The 15,206-nt window shown below is 62.0% G+C and carries 12 protein-coding genes; 8 read left to right on the forward strand and 4 right to left on the reverse strand.

The features are described from left to right. The first annotated feature begins 169 nt into the window (after positions 1-169). Positions 170-916, forward strand: coding sequence for an SDR family NAD(P)-dependent oxidoreductase (locus SJY33_RS03865; RefSeq protein ID WP_379921253.1), 747 nt, complete (start codon positions 170-172; stop codon positions 914-916). Here SJY33_RS03865 and SJY33_RS03870 read toward each other — a convergent pair. Continuing rightward, positions 913-1,227, reverse strand: coding sequence for a hypothetical protein (locus SJY33_RS03870; protein WP_379921254.1), 315 nt, complete (start codon positions 1,225-1,227; stop codon positions 913-915). The genes SJY33_RS03865 and SJY33_RS03870 overlap by 4 nt on opposite strands. Positions 1,228-1,313: 86 nt before the next feature. Here SJY33_RS03870 and SJY33_RS03875 point away from each other — a divergent pair, with 86 nt between their 5' ends. Continuing rightward, positions 1,314-1,946, forward strand: coding sequence for a class I SAM-dependent methyltransferase (locus SJY33_RS03875; RefSeq protein WP_379921255.1), 633 nt, complete (start codon positions 1,314-1,316; stop codon positions 1,944-1,946). 61 nt (positions 1,947-2,007) lie between these two features. Here SJY33_RS03875 and SJY33_RS03880 read toward each other — a convergent pair whose 3' ends face one another. Then, positions 2,008-4,884, reverse strand: a complete 2,877-nt coding sequence (locus SJY33_RS03880) for an Rne/Rng family ribonuclease (RefSeq protein ID WP_379921256.1) — start codon at positions 4,882-4,884, stop codon at positions 2,008-2,010. A gap of 425 nt (positions 4,885-5,309) precedes the next feature. Here SJY33_RS03880 and SJY33_RS03885 point away from each other — a divergent pair, with 425 nt between their 5' ends. The 5 genes from SJY33_RS03885 to SJY33_RS03905 all read left to right on the forward strand — a co-directional run bounded on the left by SJY33_RS03885 (position 5,310) and on the right by SJY33_RS03905 (position 12,323). Continuing rightward, positions 5,310-6,209, forward strand: coding sequence for an N-acetylmuramoyl-L-alanine amidase (locus SJY33_RS03885; RefSeq protein ID WP_379921258.1), 900 nt, complete (start codon positions 5,310-5,312; stop codon positions 6,207-6,209). Between the two features lie 54 nt (positions 6,210-6,263). Then, positions 6,264-8,795 (forward strand): penicillin-binding protein 1A, encoded by a 2,532-nt coding sequence (locus SJY33_RS03890; protein ID WP_379921260.1) that lies wholly within the window; start codon positions 6,264-6,266, stop codon positions 8,793-8,795. Positions 8,796-8,966: 171 nt separating this feature from the next. Continuing rightward, positions 8,967-10,094, forward strand: a complete 1,128-nt coding sequence (prfB, locus tag SJY33_RS03895) for a peptide chain release factor 2 (protein WP_379921261.1) — start codon at positions 8,967-8,969, stop codon at positions 10,092-10,094. 5 nt (positions 10,095-10,099) lie between these two features. Next, complete coding sequence (locus SJY33_RS03900; protein WP_379921262.1) at positions 10,100-10,837, forward strand: class I SAM-dependent methyltransferase; 738 nt, start codon at positions 10,100-10,102, stop codon at positions 10,835-10,837. Between the two features lie 82 nt (positions 10,838-10,919). Beyond that, positions 10,920-12,323 (forward strand): NAD(P)H-dependent flavin oxidoreductase, encoded by a 1,404-nt coding sequence (locus SJY33_RS03905; protein WP_379921263.1) that lies wholly within the window; start codon positions 10,920-10,922, stop codon positions 12,321-12,323. A 22-nt stretch (positions 12,324-12,345) separates the two neighbouring features. Here the strand turns inward: SJY33_RS03905 and SJY33_RS03910 are convergent, their stop codons facing one another. Beyond that, positions 12,346-13,359: a 2-hydroxyacid dehydrogenase gene (locus SJY33_RS03910; protein ID WP_379921264.1), complete on the reverse strand. Its 1,014-nt coding sequence runs from the start codon at positions 13,357-13,359 to the stop codon at positions 12,346-12,348. A 96-nt stretch (positions 13,360-13,455) separates the two neighbouring features. On the opposite strand from SJY33_RS03910, the gene SJY33_RS03915 reads away from it, so the two are divergent. Further along, a complete protein-coding gene (locus SJY33_RS03915; RefSeq protein WP_379921265.1) occupies positions 13,456-13,953 on the forward strand; it encodes an SH3 domain-containing protein in 498 nt (165 codons plus the stop codon). 20 nt (positions 13,954-13,973) lie between these two features. Here SJY33_RS03915 and SJY33_RS03920 read toward each other — a convergent pair whose 3' ends face one another. Continuing rightward, a complete protein-coding gene (locus SJY33_RS03920; protein ID WP_379921266.1) occupies positions 13,974-15,170 on the reverse strand; it encodes a thiolase family protein in 1,197 nt (398 codons plus the stop codon). Between the last annotated feature and the right edge of the window lie 36 nt (positions 15,171-15,206).

Consider the following 15,206-nt stretch of genomic DNA (forward strand, 5'->3'; position numbering starts at 1 on the left):
TTGCAGCGTTTGGAACAGGGGTTGAGCGCGGCACAGCACCCATGTTGGAGACACATGAGACACTGTCCAGAACGCAAAAAAGGCACTGCGGCGAAATCCTTTCGGAAGCGAGCGCAGGAAGGCGCGATAAAGACAGGAACCACAACCGCATGCACAGGATTTATCCAGCATGGACAATGTAGGACAGCAGGTATCGCTGTGGCCGCGCACGGCCGCGATTTTTGGCGCATCGGGCGGAATTGGCAGCGCACTGTGTACAGCGTTGGCGGCGGCAGGCACCGAAACGATCTATGCCGGGTCGCGCACGGGCGATAGCCCGAATGGCGCCGCTTTTCGCCCGTTCGCCTTCGATCTGAAAGCCGAAGACAGCATCGCCGCTGCTGCCGACATCATGCGCAATGATCCGCCGGACTGGGTAATCGTGGCAACCGGTGTGTTGACGCTGGAAGGCGGCGCGGGGCCAGAGCGGACGTACAAGCGGCTTGACCCCGGCGTCATGGCAGATGTGCTGGCGCTCAACACAATTGGCCCTGCGATGATTGCCAAGCATATGCTGGGCATCATGCCGCGCAGTCAGGCGTTCCGGTTTGCTGCCCTGTCGGCGCGGGTGGGTTCGATTTCGGACAATCGACTTGGCGGATGGCACGCCTACAGGGCCAGCAAGGCGGCGCTCAACATGCTGCTGCGCAATTTCGCGATTGAGATGACGCGCTCGCATCCGGAAAGCATCATTGTCGGACTGCATCCTGGCACGGTGGACAGTGCGCTGTCGCAGCCCTTCCAGTCGGGCTTGCCCGATGGCCAGCTGACACAGCCGGATGATTGTGCGGCCAACCTGCTTGGTGTGTTATCGCGGCTGATACCTGCGCAATCGGGCCGGGTGTTCGATTTTCGCGGTGACGAAGTCCCTGCCTAGCGGAATATTCCCACCGCGAGGTGCGCCCACGCTGTCAGGAACAGCAGAACCGCCAGCCCGATTCCGGCGATCCGCCAACGCGGTGCATCAAGGACATGCAGGGCAATTTCGATCGCGCCGCACAAAAGGCCGAGAAGCAACGCCATCGCCGCGAAATCTTCCCACCCCCAGGCGACTTCGTCGCTTATCGCCATGCCCAATACTGGGAAGGCGAAGAGCATCGCCGCAGTGAGCCACAGCCTAAAATGAACGTGGAAGCGCGCCGGTTGTGTGGGCGGGGCGGGGTAGTCCCGCCTGCTGTCAGTGGTCATTGCGCAGCACCTCTCCAGAGCCAGTTTGCAATTGTGACGCAACGTGCCACGCATCGTGTTACGAGGAAAGAGTGCGGGAAAAATCCATGGGACTCACAAGCTGGTACGAAGCGAAAATCATGCCGCGGCTTATTACCTGCGCATGTTCGCAGGGGCAGGTGATGAAACGGCGCGCTGCGATTGTTCCGCGTGCGCGTGGCGATGTGTTCGAACTGGGCTGCGGTGGCGGCATCAACCATGCGTTCTACGACGCGGCGGCAATCACGTCCTATGCCGGGATCGATCCGCACGCGGGCTTGCTTGACGACGCCCGCAGCGCAGCGCGCAGCAAAGGCTGGCCGGCAGATTTGCGGCAGGGGCGGGGTGAGGCGATCCCCTTTGCCGATGCGTCCTTTGATTGCGTGGTCTGCACCTTTACCCTGTGTTCCGTGGATGATGCCCCGGCCGTGATGCGCGAAATGCGGCGGGTTTTGCGACCGGGCGGGACCGTGCTGTTTCTTGAACACGGCCGCGCCCCTGATGCAGGCGTGCGGCGCTGGCAGCAACGGATCGAACCGGTGTGGAGCCGCCTGGCAGGCGGATGTCATCTCACCCGTCCGATTGCGTCGGCGTTGGAGGGTTCAGGTTTTGCAGTTGAAAGCCTGGGGGCGGGTTACACACCCAAGGCCCCCCGCTTTGCCGGGTGGATGGAATGGGGGATTGCGCACAAGCGGGCATAGCAAAGGGGCGGAACCGGTTGCCCGTTCCCGCCCCTGAAATGTCTGCCAGATCGGCGTAGGGTTACTCGCCGAATGTGCGCTGCCACCAACCCCTGCGCGGCTTGTTGCCGTCTGCTGGCGTCTCTGCCGACGGCGCAGTGCTGTCCTGGGCCGGTTCCGGCGAGGCTTCTGACGCTGCATCTTGCGAAGCCATGGCCTCGGCGGTTTGCGGCGCAGCGTCGGGCCCGGCAATCACGGCCATGTCTTCCATGACTTGCTGCGACAAGGCTTCGCTGGGTTCGGTCACTTTGGCTTTTCGCGGCGCTCGCTTGCGCTTGGGCTTTTCGGCCGGCGCTTCGGGCGCAGCTGCTTCGGCCGTGTCCTGGGCGTCGGCTGCAAGTTCAGGCGCGAGTTCGGCGGCCACTTCGGCTACCTTCTTCTTGCGAGGCGCACGCACGCGCTTGGGCTTTTCAGCCGGCACGTCAGCCGGAACGTCGGCTGCCGGGGCAGCTTCGGCAGGAGTGTCAGCTTCAGGTGCAGGGGCCGGTTCCGAAACGGCGTTTGCAAAGTCGCCGTCGCTAGTCGTTTCGGAAGCCCTGTCGTCCTGTGAAACGCTGTCGTCCTGCGAAGCGGCGTCATTGCCGTCTGCGTCATCGCGGCGCTTGCGACCGCGACCACCGCGGCGGCGGCGCTTCTTGGGACGATCATCGCCATCATCGCCATTGTCATGCTCGCCATCCGAAGCGTTGCCGCTCTCGTCGCTTTCGTCAGCGTTGCGGGCTTCATCGTTGCGGTCGTCGCCGTTCTCGTCGGCGTCACCGTTTTCGTTGTCGCCGTTTTCGTTCTGATCGCCGCGATTGCGGTTGCGCCCGCCACGACGGCGACGGCGCTTCTTCTTACGGCTGCCCCCCTCGTCATTGGCGTCATCATGATCACCGCGTTCGCGCCGCGACTGACGGGTGTCCTGCTGCGGGGCGTCATCCTCGTCGATGTCGTCATCTTCTTCGGGCAGATCGTCTTCCGGCTCGTCATCGACGATCGGTTCGAACTTGGGCGCGAAGGCAGGCCGCGGGCCAGCACTGGCCACGCTCATCTTGGCGCCTTCATCCTCACCTTCGGGAATGACTTCGACCGAGACGCCGTAGCGCTGCTCGATCTCGACCAGATCGGCGCGCTTTTCGTTGAGCAGATAGATCGCCGCTTCGGTGCTGGCCGAAAGACGGATTATGGTCCCCTTACCCCGCGCCGCTTCGTCTTCGATCAGACGCAGCGCGGAAAGACCGGCGGACGATGCCGTGCGTACAAGCCCCGTGCCATCGCAATGCGGGCAGGGGCGGGTGGTCGCTTCAAGCACACCGGTGCGCAGCCGCTGGCGGCTCATTTCCATCAGGCCGAAGCTGGAAATGCGGCCGACCTGAATGCGCGCGCGGTCGTTTTTGAGCGCGTCCTTCATCGCCTTTTCGACTTTGCGGACGTTGCCCGAATATTCCATGTCGATGAAGTCGATCACCACGAGACCGGCCATGTCGCGCAGGCGCAGCTGGCGGGCGATTTCACGCGCCGCTTCCAAGTTGGTGTGCAGCGCGGTCGCTTCGATCCCGTGTTCCTTGGTGGAACGCCCGGAGTTGATGTCGATCGACACCAGCGCCTCGGTCGGGTTGATGATCAGGTAGCCGCCGGATTTCAGCTGCACCATCGGATCATACATCGCGCGCAGCTGATCTTCGGCGCCGTAGCGTTGGAACAGCGGCACCGGATCGGAATAGGCCTTCACCCGGCGCGCGTGGCTGGGCATCAGCATCTTCATGAAAGCCTTGGCTGACTTGTAGCCATCCTCGCCTTCAACCACGACCTCTTCGATCTCGCGGTTGTAGATGTCGCGGATCGCGCGCTTGATCAAATCGCTGTCCGAATGGATCAGCGCCGGCGCGACCGAGGCAAGCGTATTCTCGCGAATGTCGTCCCAGACGCGGGCGAGGTAATCGAAGTCACGCTTGATCTCGGGCTTGGTGCGGCTCATCCCGGCAGTGCGTACGATCAGACCCATGCTGCGCGGCAGCTTGAGGTCCGAAACCATATCCTTCAGGCGCTTGCGATCGCTGGTCGAGCTGATCTTGCGGCTGATTCCGCCCCCGCTGGAACTGTTGGGCATCAGCACGGTGTAACGGCCTGCAAGGCTGAGATAGGTCGTCAGCGCCGCGCCCTTGTTGCCGCGCTCTTCCTTGACGACCTGGACCAGAAGCACCTGGCGGCGCTGGATAACATCCTGAATCTTGTAACGGCGGCGCAGCGCCATGCGCTTGGCGCGCACCTCGTCAACCTGCTTGGCGCGGCTACGGCCAACCTTGCCATTGCCGCCGGCATCGCCGTTCTTGCTGCCCTGACGACGCCGCCCCCGGCGACCGCGCCCACGGTCCTGATCGGAGCCTTCGCCGTTTTCTTCTTCGTTGTGGTCGTCATCACCGGAGTCGTCGTCCGAATTTTCGTCGTCAGAAGCGCCGTCTTCAAAGGTTGATACATCGTCCTTGTCGGACGTATCGACTTCCTCGACCCCGTTTTCCGCGAAGTCTTCAGCGAGCGATTCCCCGCTTTCGTCTTCGGCGTCATATTCTTCGCCGGGGGAGAAGCCTTCTTCCTCTTCTTCGGCGCGAAGACGTTCTTCTTCTTCGGCCGCGTCGGCTTCTTCAGCCAGCAGGGCGTCGCGATCGGCCTTGGGGATCTGGTAATAATCGGGGTGAATTTCGCTGAAGGCGAGAAAGCCGTGGCGATTGCCGCCAAAGTCTACAAAAGCCGCCTGAAGCGACGGTTCGACCCGCGTGACCTTGGCTAGATAGATATTTCCCTTGATCTGCTTGTGTTCGGCAGATTCGAAATCGAATTCCTCAATCCGGTTGCCTTGAAGAACCGCCACCCGTGTTTCTTCCGGGTGGCGCGCATCGATAAGCATGCGCGTTGCCATTGAATAGTCTCCATGCGCCCGGCCTTGCCCGCGAAGGGACGTGAAGGGGGCGCGCATTGTTTGATGAACCGGCGGTGCCGTGGGCGCTGCCGGAAGGGGGAATCGCGCAATTGCCGCCAGCGGCGCTCAGCGCGAAGCTCGTGTCTGCAGCGAGGAACGTGCGGCCAGTCGCCGCGTATTGACCCGTGAGGGCACGCACGCGCTGATTGCGCATCGTGCTCATCGATCGGGAAAAACGTCCTGTCACTACATCAACCTGTACTAAGCCGGGCGCGAAAGTAGAAAATGCCCCGGCGCGAGAGGAGAACAAGTCAGCGCAACTTGCGCCTTGATGCAACCTCTCGGGCAATACCGCTAGCACTGTGGGCCAAACCCCGCAACTCTATTGCGCTGTTGGGGCGCAAGACCCTAAGCACCTTGCTATCATGAGTTTTCGCACTCTCCTGCTGATCGCGCTTGCCGTGCCGGTTGTTCTACTGGGAGGGGCAGGGCTTCTGGGGCTTACCATTCCGGTCCCGCACTGGGGCCGTGACTACGTATTGCGGTTCGATCTGGGCGAAGCGGCCGCGCTGCTTTCCCTCCCGCCCGTTTCCGGGCCCGATGATCCCCAGCGTCCGTTGGTGGTAATCGATGCAGGACACGGCGGCCGCGATCCGGGTGCGATTGGCACCGATCCCGAAGGGCAAAGGATCAGCGAAAAGGATATCACGCTGGCGCTGGCGTTGGCAGTGCGGGATGCGCTGCTGGCGCAAGGAGGGGTTCGCGTTGCGCTTACCCGGTCGGATGATCGTATCCTGCCGCTGGCCTATCGCCCCGAAATTGCCCGCCGTCTCGAAGCGGATCTGTTCCTTTCGATTCACGCCGATTCTGCCGGAGACCGTTCCGAGGTCAGCGGTGCCAGCATCTACACCTTGTCCAACGCCGCTTCGAGCGAGGCGGCATCGCGGTTTGCAGCGCGGGAAAACGATGCAGACCGGCTGAACGGTGTCCGGATCGCCGGGCAAAGCGCGAATGTGAGCGCAATTCTTGTCGAACTGTCGCAGCAGCGGACTCAGGAAGATGCGCTGGACTTTGCAAACCTGATCCTGCGCGAAGCGGACGATCGACTGGCGTTCGTGCCGCAACCCCGCCGCGCTGCTGCGCTGGCAGTATTGCGCGCCCCCGATGTGCCGTCTGTCCTGTTTGAAAGCGGGTTTGTGACCAATACCCGCGACCGCGCCTTGCTGACCACTGCCGAAGGGCGGGCGCAGTACGCCAACGTTCTGGCGCGCGCGATCCGGGTCTATTTTGCGCGGCGGCGGGTCCCTGCAGGAAGCGGCGAATAGGATGGGAAACCGTCTAGCCTTCGCCAACATCGCCGTGCTAGTTGCCGCGTACCCATGACCGAGCCGACTGCATCTTCGCATCCCGTAGCCGACAGATTGTCGCATTGGGCTTACCTGCGTTACCGCGCCAACCGCGACGTTGGCGGCGCGCTGGCCTGGTTCCGGGATCGGTGGCGGCAAAGCCTGCTGTTCAAACTGATCGCAGCCGCGATTGGTCTGGCGCTTGTCCTGTGGATTGCGCTGTTCGTATGGCTGGCAAGCGATCTGCCCGAAGCCGATACATTGCTGACCTATGAAACGCCGTTGCCTACTGTGGTTCGGGGCATTAACGGGGATATTGTCCATTCCTACGCCCGTGAACGCCGGGTGCAGTTGCAATATGCCGATTTTCCTGACCTTTTGATCGAGGCCTATCTTTCGGCAGAGGACAAGACCTTCTTCAGCCACGGCGGGATCGACTTTTTCGGCACGGCCGGGGCGGTTGTCGATTATCTCAACCCGGCGCGCACCAAACGCGCCGTGGGGGGATCGACGATCACCCAGCAGGTCGCCAAGAACCTGCTGCTGGGCGACGAATATTCGGTCACGCGCAAGCTGAAGGAGATGATCCTGGCCGGCCGAATCGAACAGGTGCTGACCAAGCAGGAAATCCTTGAGCTATATCTCAACGAAATTCCGCTGGGACGCCGCAGTTTCGGTGTGCAGGCTGCGGCGCGTGCCTATTTCGACAAGGACGTTGATGATCTTGCGCTGCATGAAGCGGCGTTTCTGGCCATCTTGCCCAAGGCGCCTGAACGTTATGGGCGCAATGGTCAGGAAGACGCCGCGATGGAACGACGCAATTTCGTTCTTGGCCAGATGCAGGAAAATGGCTTCATCACCGCGTCCGAACGCAGTGCCGCTGCTGCGCAGCCCCTCAGCCTTGTGACGCAACGCCGCGAACGCAGCGTCGATGCGGGCTATTTCCTCGAAGAGGTTCGGCGCGAGCTTATCGATCGTTTCGGTGAAACCGCAGAGGCCGGGCCCAATTCGGTTTATGCAGGTGGTCTGTGGGTGCGTACATCGCTTGATCCTGATATGCAGGCGGCGGCGCGTGATGCGCTACGCGAAGGGCTGTTGCGGTATCACGGGGGGCGCGCATGGGCCGGGCCGATCGCGACGATTGATGTCAGCGAAGGCAACTGGGCGAGCCAACTCCAAAGTTCGCCTTTGGGCATCAGCTACAAGGACTGGCGGATCGGCGTGGTGATCAGCCGCAGCGGATCATCGGCGCGGGTCGGTTTTGCCGATGGTCAGGATGCACCGCTCAGCGGCCTGCCCAGCGCGCTGAAGGCCGGCGATGTGATCGCGGTCAACCCCAGTGGCAATGGCTGGCAGGTGCGCACAATCCCGCAGGCGCAAGGCGCACTTGTTGTTGAAAGCGCACAGACCGGGCGGATCGTCGCAATGCAAGGCGGCTTCGATCATCGCTTGTCCGATTTCAACCGCGCGACGCAGGCGCTGCGGCAGCCTGGCTCCACGATCAAACCATTCGTGTATGCTGCGGGCCTCGACAGCGGGATGACGCCGTCAACGCAGGTCGATAACAATCGCTTCTGCTATTATCAGGGCGCCAATCTGGGCGAGAAGTGCATCCGCGGCACGGGCAGCGGCGGACAGTACCCGATGCGTTACGGTCTGGAACAGTCGCAGAATATCATGACTGTTCAGATCGGTATGACCGCCGGGATGCCCAATGTGGTCAAGGGGATCGAAAGGCTCGGGATCGGCAAATTCCCGGCCTATCCCTCAACCGCGCTTGGTGCGGGCGAGACAACCTTGGTGAAGATGGTTGCAGCCTACAGCGCGCTTGCCAATCACGGACGGCTCAATCCGCCCACGGTGATCGATTATGTGCAGGACCGTCGCGGCAAGGTTCTGTGGCGCGCCGACAATCGCGATTGCCGGGGCTGCAACATGGCGCAATGGGATGGCCAGCAGATGCCGCGCTTTGGCGTGCGCGGAACGCAGGCGATGGATGCGCGCACCGCGTTTCAGGTGATGCACATGCTGCGCGGCGCTGTCAGCCGCGGAACCGCCACTGTGCTCAATCCGCTGAACCTGCCCCTGTTTGGCAAGACCGGCACCACGACCGGCCCGAAGGACGTGTGGTTCATCGGCGGCACGCAGCAGATGATCGCCGGGGCCTATGTGGGCTTTGATCAGCCGCGCAACATGGGCGGGTATGCATTCGGCGGTACCATCGCCGCACCGATCATCAAGAGCCTGATCGAAAAGACCAAGCCCAAGTGGTCGGATCTTCCGGCGGTGGCTCCTGCCGGTGTCCGGATGGTGCGCGTCGACCGTCGCTCGGGCAAGCGGGTGTTCGATGGGTGGCCTACCGATGATCCGCGCTCGGCCGTGATCTGGGAAGCGTTCAAACCCGACACCGAACCAGAGCGGTACACGCGCCAGGATGCAATCGCGGCCAAGCGTAACGAGATCATGGCTTTGATCCGCGCAGGACGGCAAAGTGCCGAGAGCGCGGTGATCGACACGCCCGAGCCTGAAACCATCGAATTTGCCGAACCGGTCGCGGTGGATTGATCGCGTCCGTGACTGGCGAGGCTTTGTCCCGCAGCAACGCGCAAAAGGCTCCTTGCGCCGGGTAAGATTGGACGATGTAGCAACAGCGAGACGGGGCGTGCCCGCTTTACAATCCCGCCGCCGACGTTAAGCGCATCGGCCTTGTCAGCTTATTGATGTGAAGGATCAGCCATGCGGGCCGAAGGTCAGGCCTATATCAATCGGATCGAGGCGGCATTGGCGCTGGTGCGTCTTGCGCTTGACTGGGACCGTGCGCTGCGGCGTCTCGATGAACTGAACGCGCGCGTGCAGGACCCCAATCTGTGGGACAATCCCAAGCAGGCGCAGGCGATCAGCCGCGAACAGAAGACGCTGGAAAACGCGGTCAACACCGTCAACGAAATTGCCGCCGAAATGGCTGATGCGATCGAGTTCATCGACATGGGCGAGGCCGAGGGCGAAGACAGCATCGTAGATGACGGCCTGCGCACGCTCGAACGCCTTGCCGACCGGGCTGATGCTGACAAGGTCCAGGCGCTGCTTTCGGGTGAGGCTGATGGCAACGACACCTATCTTGAAATCCACGCCGGCGCAGGCGGGACCGAGAGCCAGGATTGGGCCGAAATGCTGTTCCGCATGTATGGCCGCTGGGCCGAGCGGCGCGGTTTCAAGGTGGAAACGGTTGAATATCAAAGCGGCGAACAGGCCGGTATCAAGTCGGCCACGCTGCATATCAAGGGCGAAGGCGCCTATGGCTATGCGAAGACCGAAAGCGGGGTCCACCGGCTTGTCCGCATTAGCCCGTATGACAGTTCGGCGCGGCGCCACACCAGCTTTTCGAGCGTGTGGGTCTATCCGGTGATCGATGACAGCTTCGAAATTGACATCAATCCGGCCGACCTCAAGATCGATACCTATCGCGCGTCGGGTGCGGGCGGTCAGCACGTCAATACCACCGATTCCGCGGTGCGCATCACCCACCAGCCTTCGGGCATCGTGGTCGCCAGCCAGCAGGATCGCAGCCAGCACAAGAACCGCGAAATCGCGATGAACATGCTGAAGGCGCGGCTGTACGAGGCCGAGATGCGATCGCGTGAAGAAGCCGCCAGCGCCGAACATTCGGCCAAGAGCGATATTGGTTGGGGCCACCAGATTCGGTCGTATGTCTTGCAGCCCTATCAGATGGTCAAGGATCTGCGCACCGGCGTGGTTTCGACCTCGCCCGATGCCGTGCTTGACGGTGCGATCGATCCCTTCATTTCGGCCGCCTTGGCGCAGCGCGTGACGGGCGAGAAGGTCGAAATCGAGGACGTGGAATAAGCGGTATGCGCGGCCATACCGTCTGGTCCGCTCCGGCCTTTGCCGCGGCAACGGCGCTGTTGCTGCTTTCTGCGTGTGATGGGTTGATGCCCGTCGCCAGCGATCGTTCATCGGGGGCCAGCGTTTTTCCCAAACCCGATCGGCCGGTGGCAAAGGTGGTCTCCACCCAGTTCTCGAACGAGGACGCGCGCGACCAGCGCAACGAAGCCAAGGTGGTAATGGATCTTGCCGACTTGCGGGCCGGAATGACCGTCGCAGATATCGGGGCGGGCGAGGGCTACTACACCGTTCGATTGGCCGAGCGCGTTGGCGGCGATGGCCGCGTTCTGGCTCAGGACATCAGCCGCGAGGCGCTGGACCGTCTGGGACGCCGGGTGGAGCGTGAACGGCTCGAAAACATTTCGATCAAGTTCGGCGACGCCGATCACCCACAGCTTCCGCCGGACAGTTTCGATCGCATCTTCATGGTTCATATGTACCACGAAGTGACCGATCCTTACGCGTTTTTGTGGAACACATGGCCTTCGCTCAATTCCGATGGTCAGATTGTCGTGGTGGAAAGCGACACGGCCGTCGGCCGTCACGGGCTGCCGCACAGATTGCTTTTCTGCGAGTTTGAGGCGGTGGGTTACGTTCTTGTCGAATACACCGAACGGCCTGACATCAAGGGATATTTTGCACGGTTCCAACGCGGTTCAAAACGCACCCCGCCTGAAGCCATCAAGGTGTGCGAGGCAGGCTGAGCGCAAGGTTGCGAGGCACCATCAGGCTCACTATGTCATTATCACGAAAACACGCGCGGCTTTCGCGCAGAGGGGATTTTCATTGTTCAAGGGATTGAGCCCGATCGTTTATGGCGGTCGTGAAGTTTGGCCGCTGATCGAAGGCGGCAAAGGTGTTTCGGCGAGCAATCATGCCAGTTCGGGGGCATGGGCCGCCGCAGGTGGTATCGGCACTGTCAGCGCGGTCAACGCCGACAGCTACGACGCGGACGGTAACCCGATCCCGCAAATCTATCACGGCCGCACCCGTGAAGAACGCCACCAGGAACTGATCCAATACGCGATCGACGGCGCGACCACGCAGGTCAAACAGGCGTATGAGATCGCGAACGGCAAGGGCGCGATCAATATCAACGTGCTGTGGGAAATGGGCGGGGCGCAAGCCGTGCTCGAAGGCGTGCTGGAAAACACCCGCGGTATGGTCACAGGCGTAACCTGCGGCGCCGGGATGCCTTACAAGCTGGCGGAAATCGCGGCGCGCTTCGATGTGTGCTATCTTCCGATCGTCAGTTCGGGCCGGGCATTTCGTGCGCTGTGGAAGCGTTCCTATCATAAGGTTCCTCACCTGATGGCGGCGGTGGTCTATGAAGATCCGTGGTTGGCGGGAGGACACAACGGCCTGAGCAATGCCGAAGACCCCACCAAGCCCGAGGACCCCTATCCCCGCGTCAAGGTGCTGCGCGACATGATGCGCGCCGAAGGCATCGCTGATAGCGTGCCAATCGTGATGGCAGGCGGGGTGTGGTATCTGCGCGAATGGAACGACTGGATCGACAATCCCGAACTGGGCACCATCGCCTTCCAGTTCGGCACGCGTCCGCTGGTGACACAGGAAAGCCCGATTCCGCAGATCTGGAAGGACATGCTGCGCGAGGTTGAGCCGGGCGACGTGCTGCTTCACAAGTTCTCGCCCACCGGGTTCTATTCGAGCGCAGTCAAGACCCCGTTCCTGTACGACCTGATGCACCGGTCCGAACGCCAGATCCCGTTCTTCAAGCGCGGTGCAGAAGACGGCACGGTGCAGTTGGGCGAAGACGGCAAGGCGCGCAATTTCTGGGTCAGGCCCGAAGACAAGACCCGCGCCGAAATGTGGATGCGCGCCGGCCATAGCGAACCGTTGAAAACACCCGAAGATTCGATCGTTTTCGTCACCCCGGAATCACGCGATATTATCCGCAAGGATCAGCAGGATTGCATGGGATGTCTTTCGCACTGCTCGTTTTCGAGCTGGAAGGACCATGACGATTACACCACCGGGCGTCTGGCCGATCCGCGCAGCTTCTGCATCCAGAAGACGCTGCAGGACATTGCGCACGGCGGCGATCCTGATGACAACCTCGCCTTCGCAGGCCATGCGGCCTATCGGTTCAAGACCGATCCGTTCTATTCCAATGGCTACACGCCAAGCGTGGGCGAACTGGTCGAGCGGATTTTGACCGGGGATTGATCGCGCGCGCTGGTGCGGCGTTCTATCCCCGCACCAGTGCGGTCAGCACCTGATCGGGCGGACGGTGGCCGTCAGCCCACATGCGGATATTGGCGATGACCTTGTGCCCGGAATCCTCACGCCCTTCGGCAGTGGCGCTGCCGATATGGGGCAGGGTCATGACGTTGGGATGGGCGATCAGGCGCGGGTCGACGTGGGGTTCGTCGGGGTAGACATCGAGCCCGGCGCCAGCCAGATGCCCTGATTCCAGCGCCGCGATCAGAGCTTCCTGATCGATCAATTCGCCGCGTGCGGTGTTGATGATGCTGCTACCCGCTTTCATTAATGCGATCCGGCGCGCATCGATCAAGTGGCGGGTTTCCTCAGTTAGCGGGCAGTGCAGGGTGAGGATATCCGCCTCGGCCATCAGCGTGTCTACGTCGCCGATATAGCGTGCGCCGAGCATCCGCTCCAAAGCCTCAGGCAGGGGCTTGCGGTTGGTATAGGCGATTTCCAGCCCGAAGGCGCGGGCACGGTGCGCGACCGCCTGCCCGATGCGCCCCATACCGATGACGCCAAGCACCTTGCCTGCAAGCTTCCTTCCTAGCAGCCCCGAAGGCGCCCAGCCCGTCCACTTTCCACTGCGCACTAGCGCGGTACCTTCGCGAATGCGGCGCGGCACGCCGATGATCCCTGCCATCGCAAGGTCGGCGGTGTCGTCGGTGAAGACGCCCGGCGTATTGGTGACGATGATCTTGCGGGCAGCCGCAGCGGCCAGATCGATGTGTTCGGTACCCGCCCCGAAATTTGCGATCAGGCCCAACCTCTCGCCCGCGCTCGCAATCAGTTCGGCATCGATCGTGTCCGTAACGGTGGGAACCAGAACGTCGCAGTCCTGCATCGCGTTGCGGAGCTGTGCGCGGGTCAACGGCACATCGCCTTCATTGAGCGTCACATCGAACAATTCCCGCATCCGCGCTTCGACTTCTGGCATCAGGTGACGGGTCACGATCACGCGGGCGGGCGCGGCAAGCGGACGGGAGGGGCGCTGGGTCATGGGTGATGGGCTAATGCCCTAATGCTACGGCGGTCAAGGCACCGATGTGCATGCGCCGCTTGAATCCGCACGGCACAAGGCGCTATCGCTCGCACCATGCAGGGAACCCGTTCAATCACGACAATCGGCCTGGTGCTGTTGATGGCCGCAAGTTTCATCATCACGCCACTGCGCGCGCAAGATCGTACGCTGCCCTATTGGGCCAGTTTGCGCTACGAACGGGTGAACATGCGGGTTGGTCCCAGCGCCGAATATCCGGTGACGTGGGTATATCTGCGGCAGGGACTGCCGGTAAAGGTCGTGCGTCTGCGCGAAGGCTGGCGTCTGGTTGAAGATCACGAAGGCACGCGAGGCTGGATTGCGGCGAGCCAGCTTGATCCTGATCGCGGGGCAATTGTGATTGGTACGGCGCTTTCGGATGTGCGGGCTGAACCAAACGGAGCGTCGGCGCTCAAATGGCGGGCGCAGCCGGGTGTCGTGATGAAGTTGAAGTCGTGCCGCAAAGGCTGGTGCGACATCGACATCGCGGGCAGAAAGGGCTGGATCAGCGCATCCCGCCTGTGGGGTTCGGATCGCTTGCCGGGCGACGAATAACGTCGCCCGGCTCGCAGTTTTCAGACCAGTTCGACTGCAACGGCGGTCGCTTCGCCGCCGCCGATGCACAGCGCGGCCACGCCGCGGGTCTTGCCCTGCTGTTTCAACGCATTGAGCAGCGTGACGATGATGCGCGTGCCGCTTGCACCGATGGGATGACCCAGTGCCGTGCCGCCGCCATTGACGTTGATCTTGTCATGGCCAATTCCAAGATCGCGCATCGCAAACATCGCGACACACGCAAAGGCTTCGTTGACTTCGAACAGGTCAACATCGTCGACATTCCAGCCCGCCCGGTCGAGCACCTTCTTGATCGCCGGAATGGGAGCGGTGGTGAATTGCGCCGGGGCCTGTGCATGGGCTGCTGTGGCAACAATGCGCGCAACGGGGGACAGCCCCTTGTGAGCAGCCACACTGGCACGGGTCAGGACGACAGCGGCAGCACCATCGGAGATCGAGCTTGAGGTTGCCGCAGTGATCGTACCATCCTTGGCGAAGGCGGGTTTCAGCTGCGGGATCTTGTCAGGGCGGCCCTTGGAAGGGGCCTCGTCATGTTCGACTGTAACCTCGCCGGCACGGGTCACAACTGTGACAGGAACAACCTCATCGGCAAAGGCGCCGCTTTCGATTGCACGATTGGCCCGGGCGAGCGATTCGATCGCGTATGCGTCCATATCCTCGCGGGTCATCTGGTAATCATTGGCCGTGTCCTGCGCAAAGGTGCCCATCGCGCGGCCCTGTTCGTAGGCATCTTCCAGCCCGTCGAGGAACATGTGGTCATAGGCGGTATCATGGCCAAGCCGTGCGCCCGAACGGTGCTTTTTCAGCAGGTACGGTGCATTGGTCATGCTTTCCATCCCGCCAGCCACCACGATATCGATGGTCCCGCTGGCGAGAGCTTCTGCGCCCATGATGACGGTCTGCATCCCGGAACCGCAGACCTTGTTGACGGTGGTCGCTTCGACGGACAGCGGCAGGCCGGCCTTGATCGCAGCCTGACGGGCCGGTGCCTGGCCGAGACCTGCAGGCAAGACGCACCCCATATAGGCGCGGTCGACATCCTCGCCCGCGACGCCTGAACGATCCATCGCGGCCTTCACGGCGACAGCGCCCAGATCGGTAGCACTCACATCAGCCAGCGCGCCCTGCATCGCGCCCATGGGCGTACGGGCATAGGAAAGGATCACAATCGGATCGGCGGCGGAAAGCTGGGTCATGGCAATGTCCTTGCGTGACGATAGGGTGGTTGGCGG

Origin of the sequence: Erythrobacter sp. R86502, assembly GCF_042466465.1 — a bacterium.
Lineage (GTDB): Bacteria > Pseudomonadota > Alphaproteobacteria > Sphingomonadales > Sphingomonadaceae > Erythrobacter.

Bases quoted from the DNA above. Each gene is read 5' to 3' on its own strand.
- SJY33_RS03880 (WP_379921256.1), bottom strand. From the start codon at position 4,884: ATGGCAACGCGCATGCTTATCGATGCGCGCCACCCGGAAGAAACACGG.
- SJY33_RS03900 (WP_379921262.1), top strand. From the start codon at position 10,100: ATGCGCGGCCATACCGTCTGGTCCGCTCCGGCCTTTGCCGCGGCAACG.
- SJY33_RS03865 (WP_379921253.1), top strand. From the start codon at position 170: ATGGACAATGTAGGACAGCAGGTATCGCTGTGGCCGCGCACGGCCGCG.
- SJY33_RS03875 (WP_379921255.1), top strand. From the start codon at position 1,314: ATGGGACTCACAAGCTGGTACGAAGCGAAAATCATGCCGCGGCTTATT.
- SJY33_RS03920 (WP_379921266.1), bottom strand. From the start codon at position 15,170: ATGACCCAGCTTTCCGCCGCCGATCCGATTGTGATCCTTTCCTATGCC.
- SJY33_RS03885 (WP_379921258.1), top strand. From the start codon at position 5,310: ATGAGTTTTCGCACTCTCCTGCTGATCGCGCTTGCCGTGCCGGTTGTT.
- SJY33_RS03890 (WP_379921260.1), top strand. From the start codon at position 6,264: ATGACCGAGCCGACTGCATCTTCGCATCCCGTAGCCGACAGATTGTCG.
- SJY33_RS03915 (WP_379921265.1), top strand. From the start codon at position 13,456: ATGCAGGGAACCCGTTCAATCACGACAATCGGCCTGGTGCTGTTGATG.
- SJY33_RS03870 (WP_379921254.1), bottom strand. From the start codon at position 1,227: ATGACCACTGACAGCAGGCGGGACTACCCCGCCCCGCCCACACAACCG.
- SJY33_RS03910 (WP_379921264.1), bottom strand. From the start codon at position 13,359: ATGACCCAGCGCCCCTCCCGTCCGCTTGCCGCGCCCGCCCGCGTGATC.
- prfB (WP_379921261.1), top strand. From the start codon at position 8,967: ATGCGGGCCGAAGGTCAGGCCTATATCAATCGGATCGAGGCGGCATTG.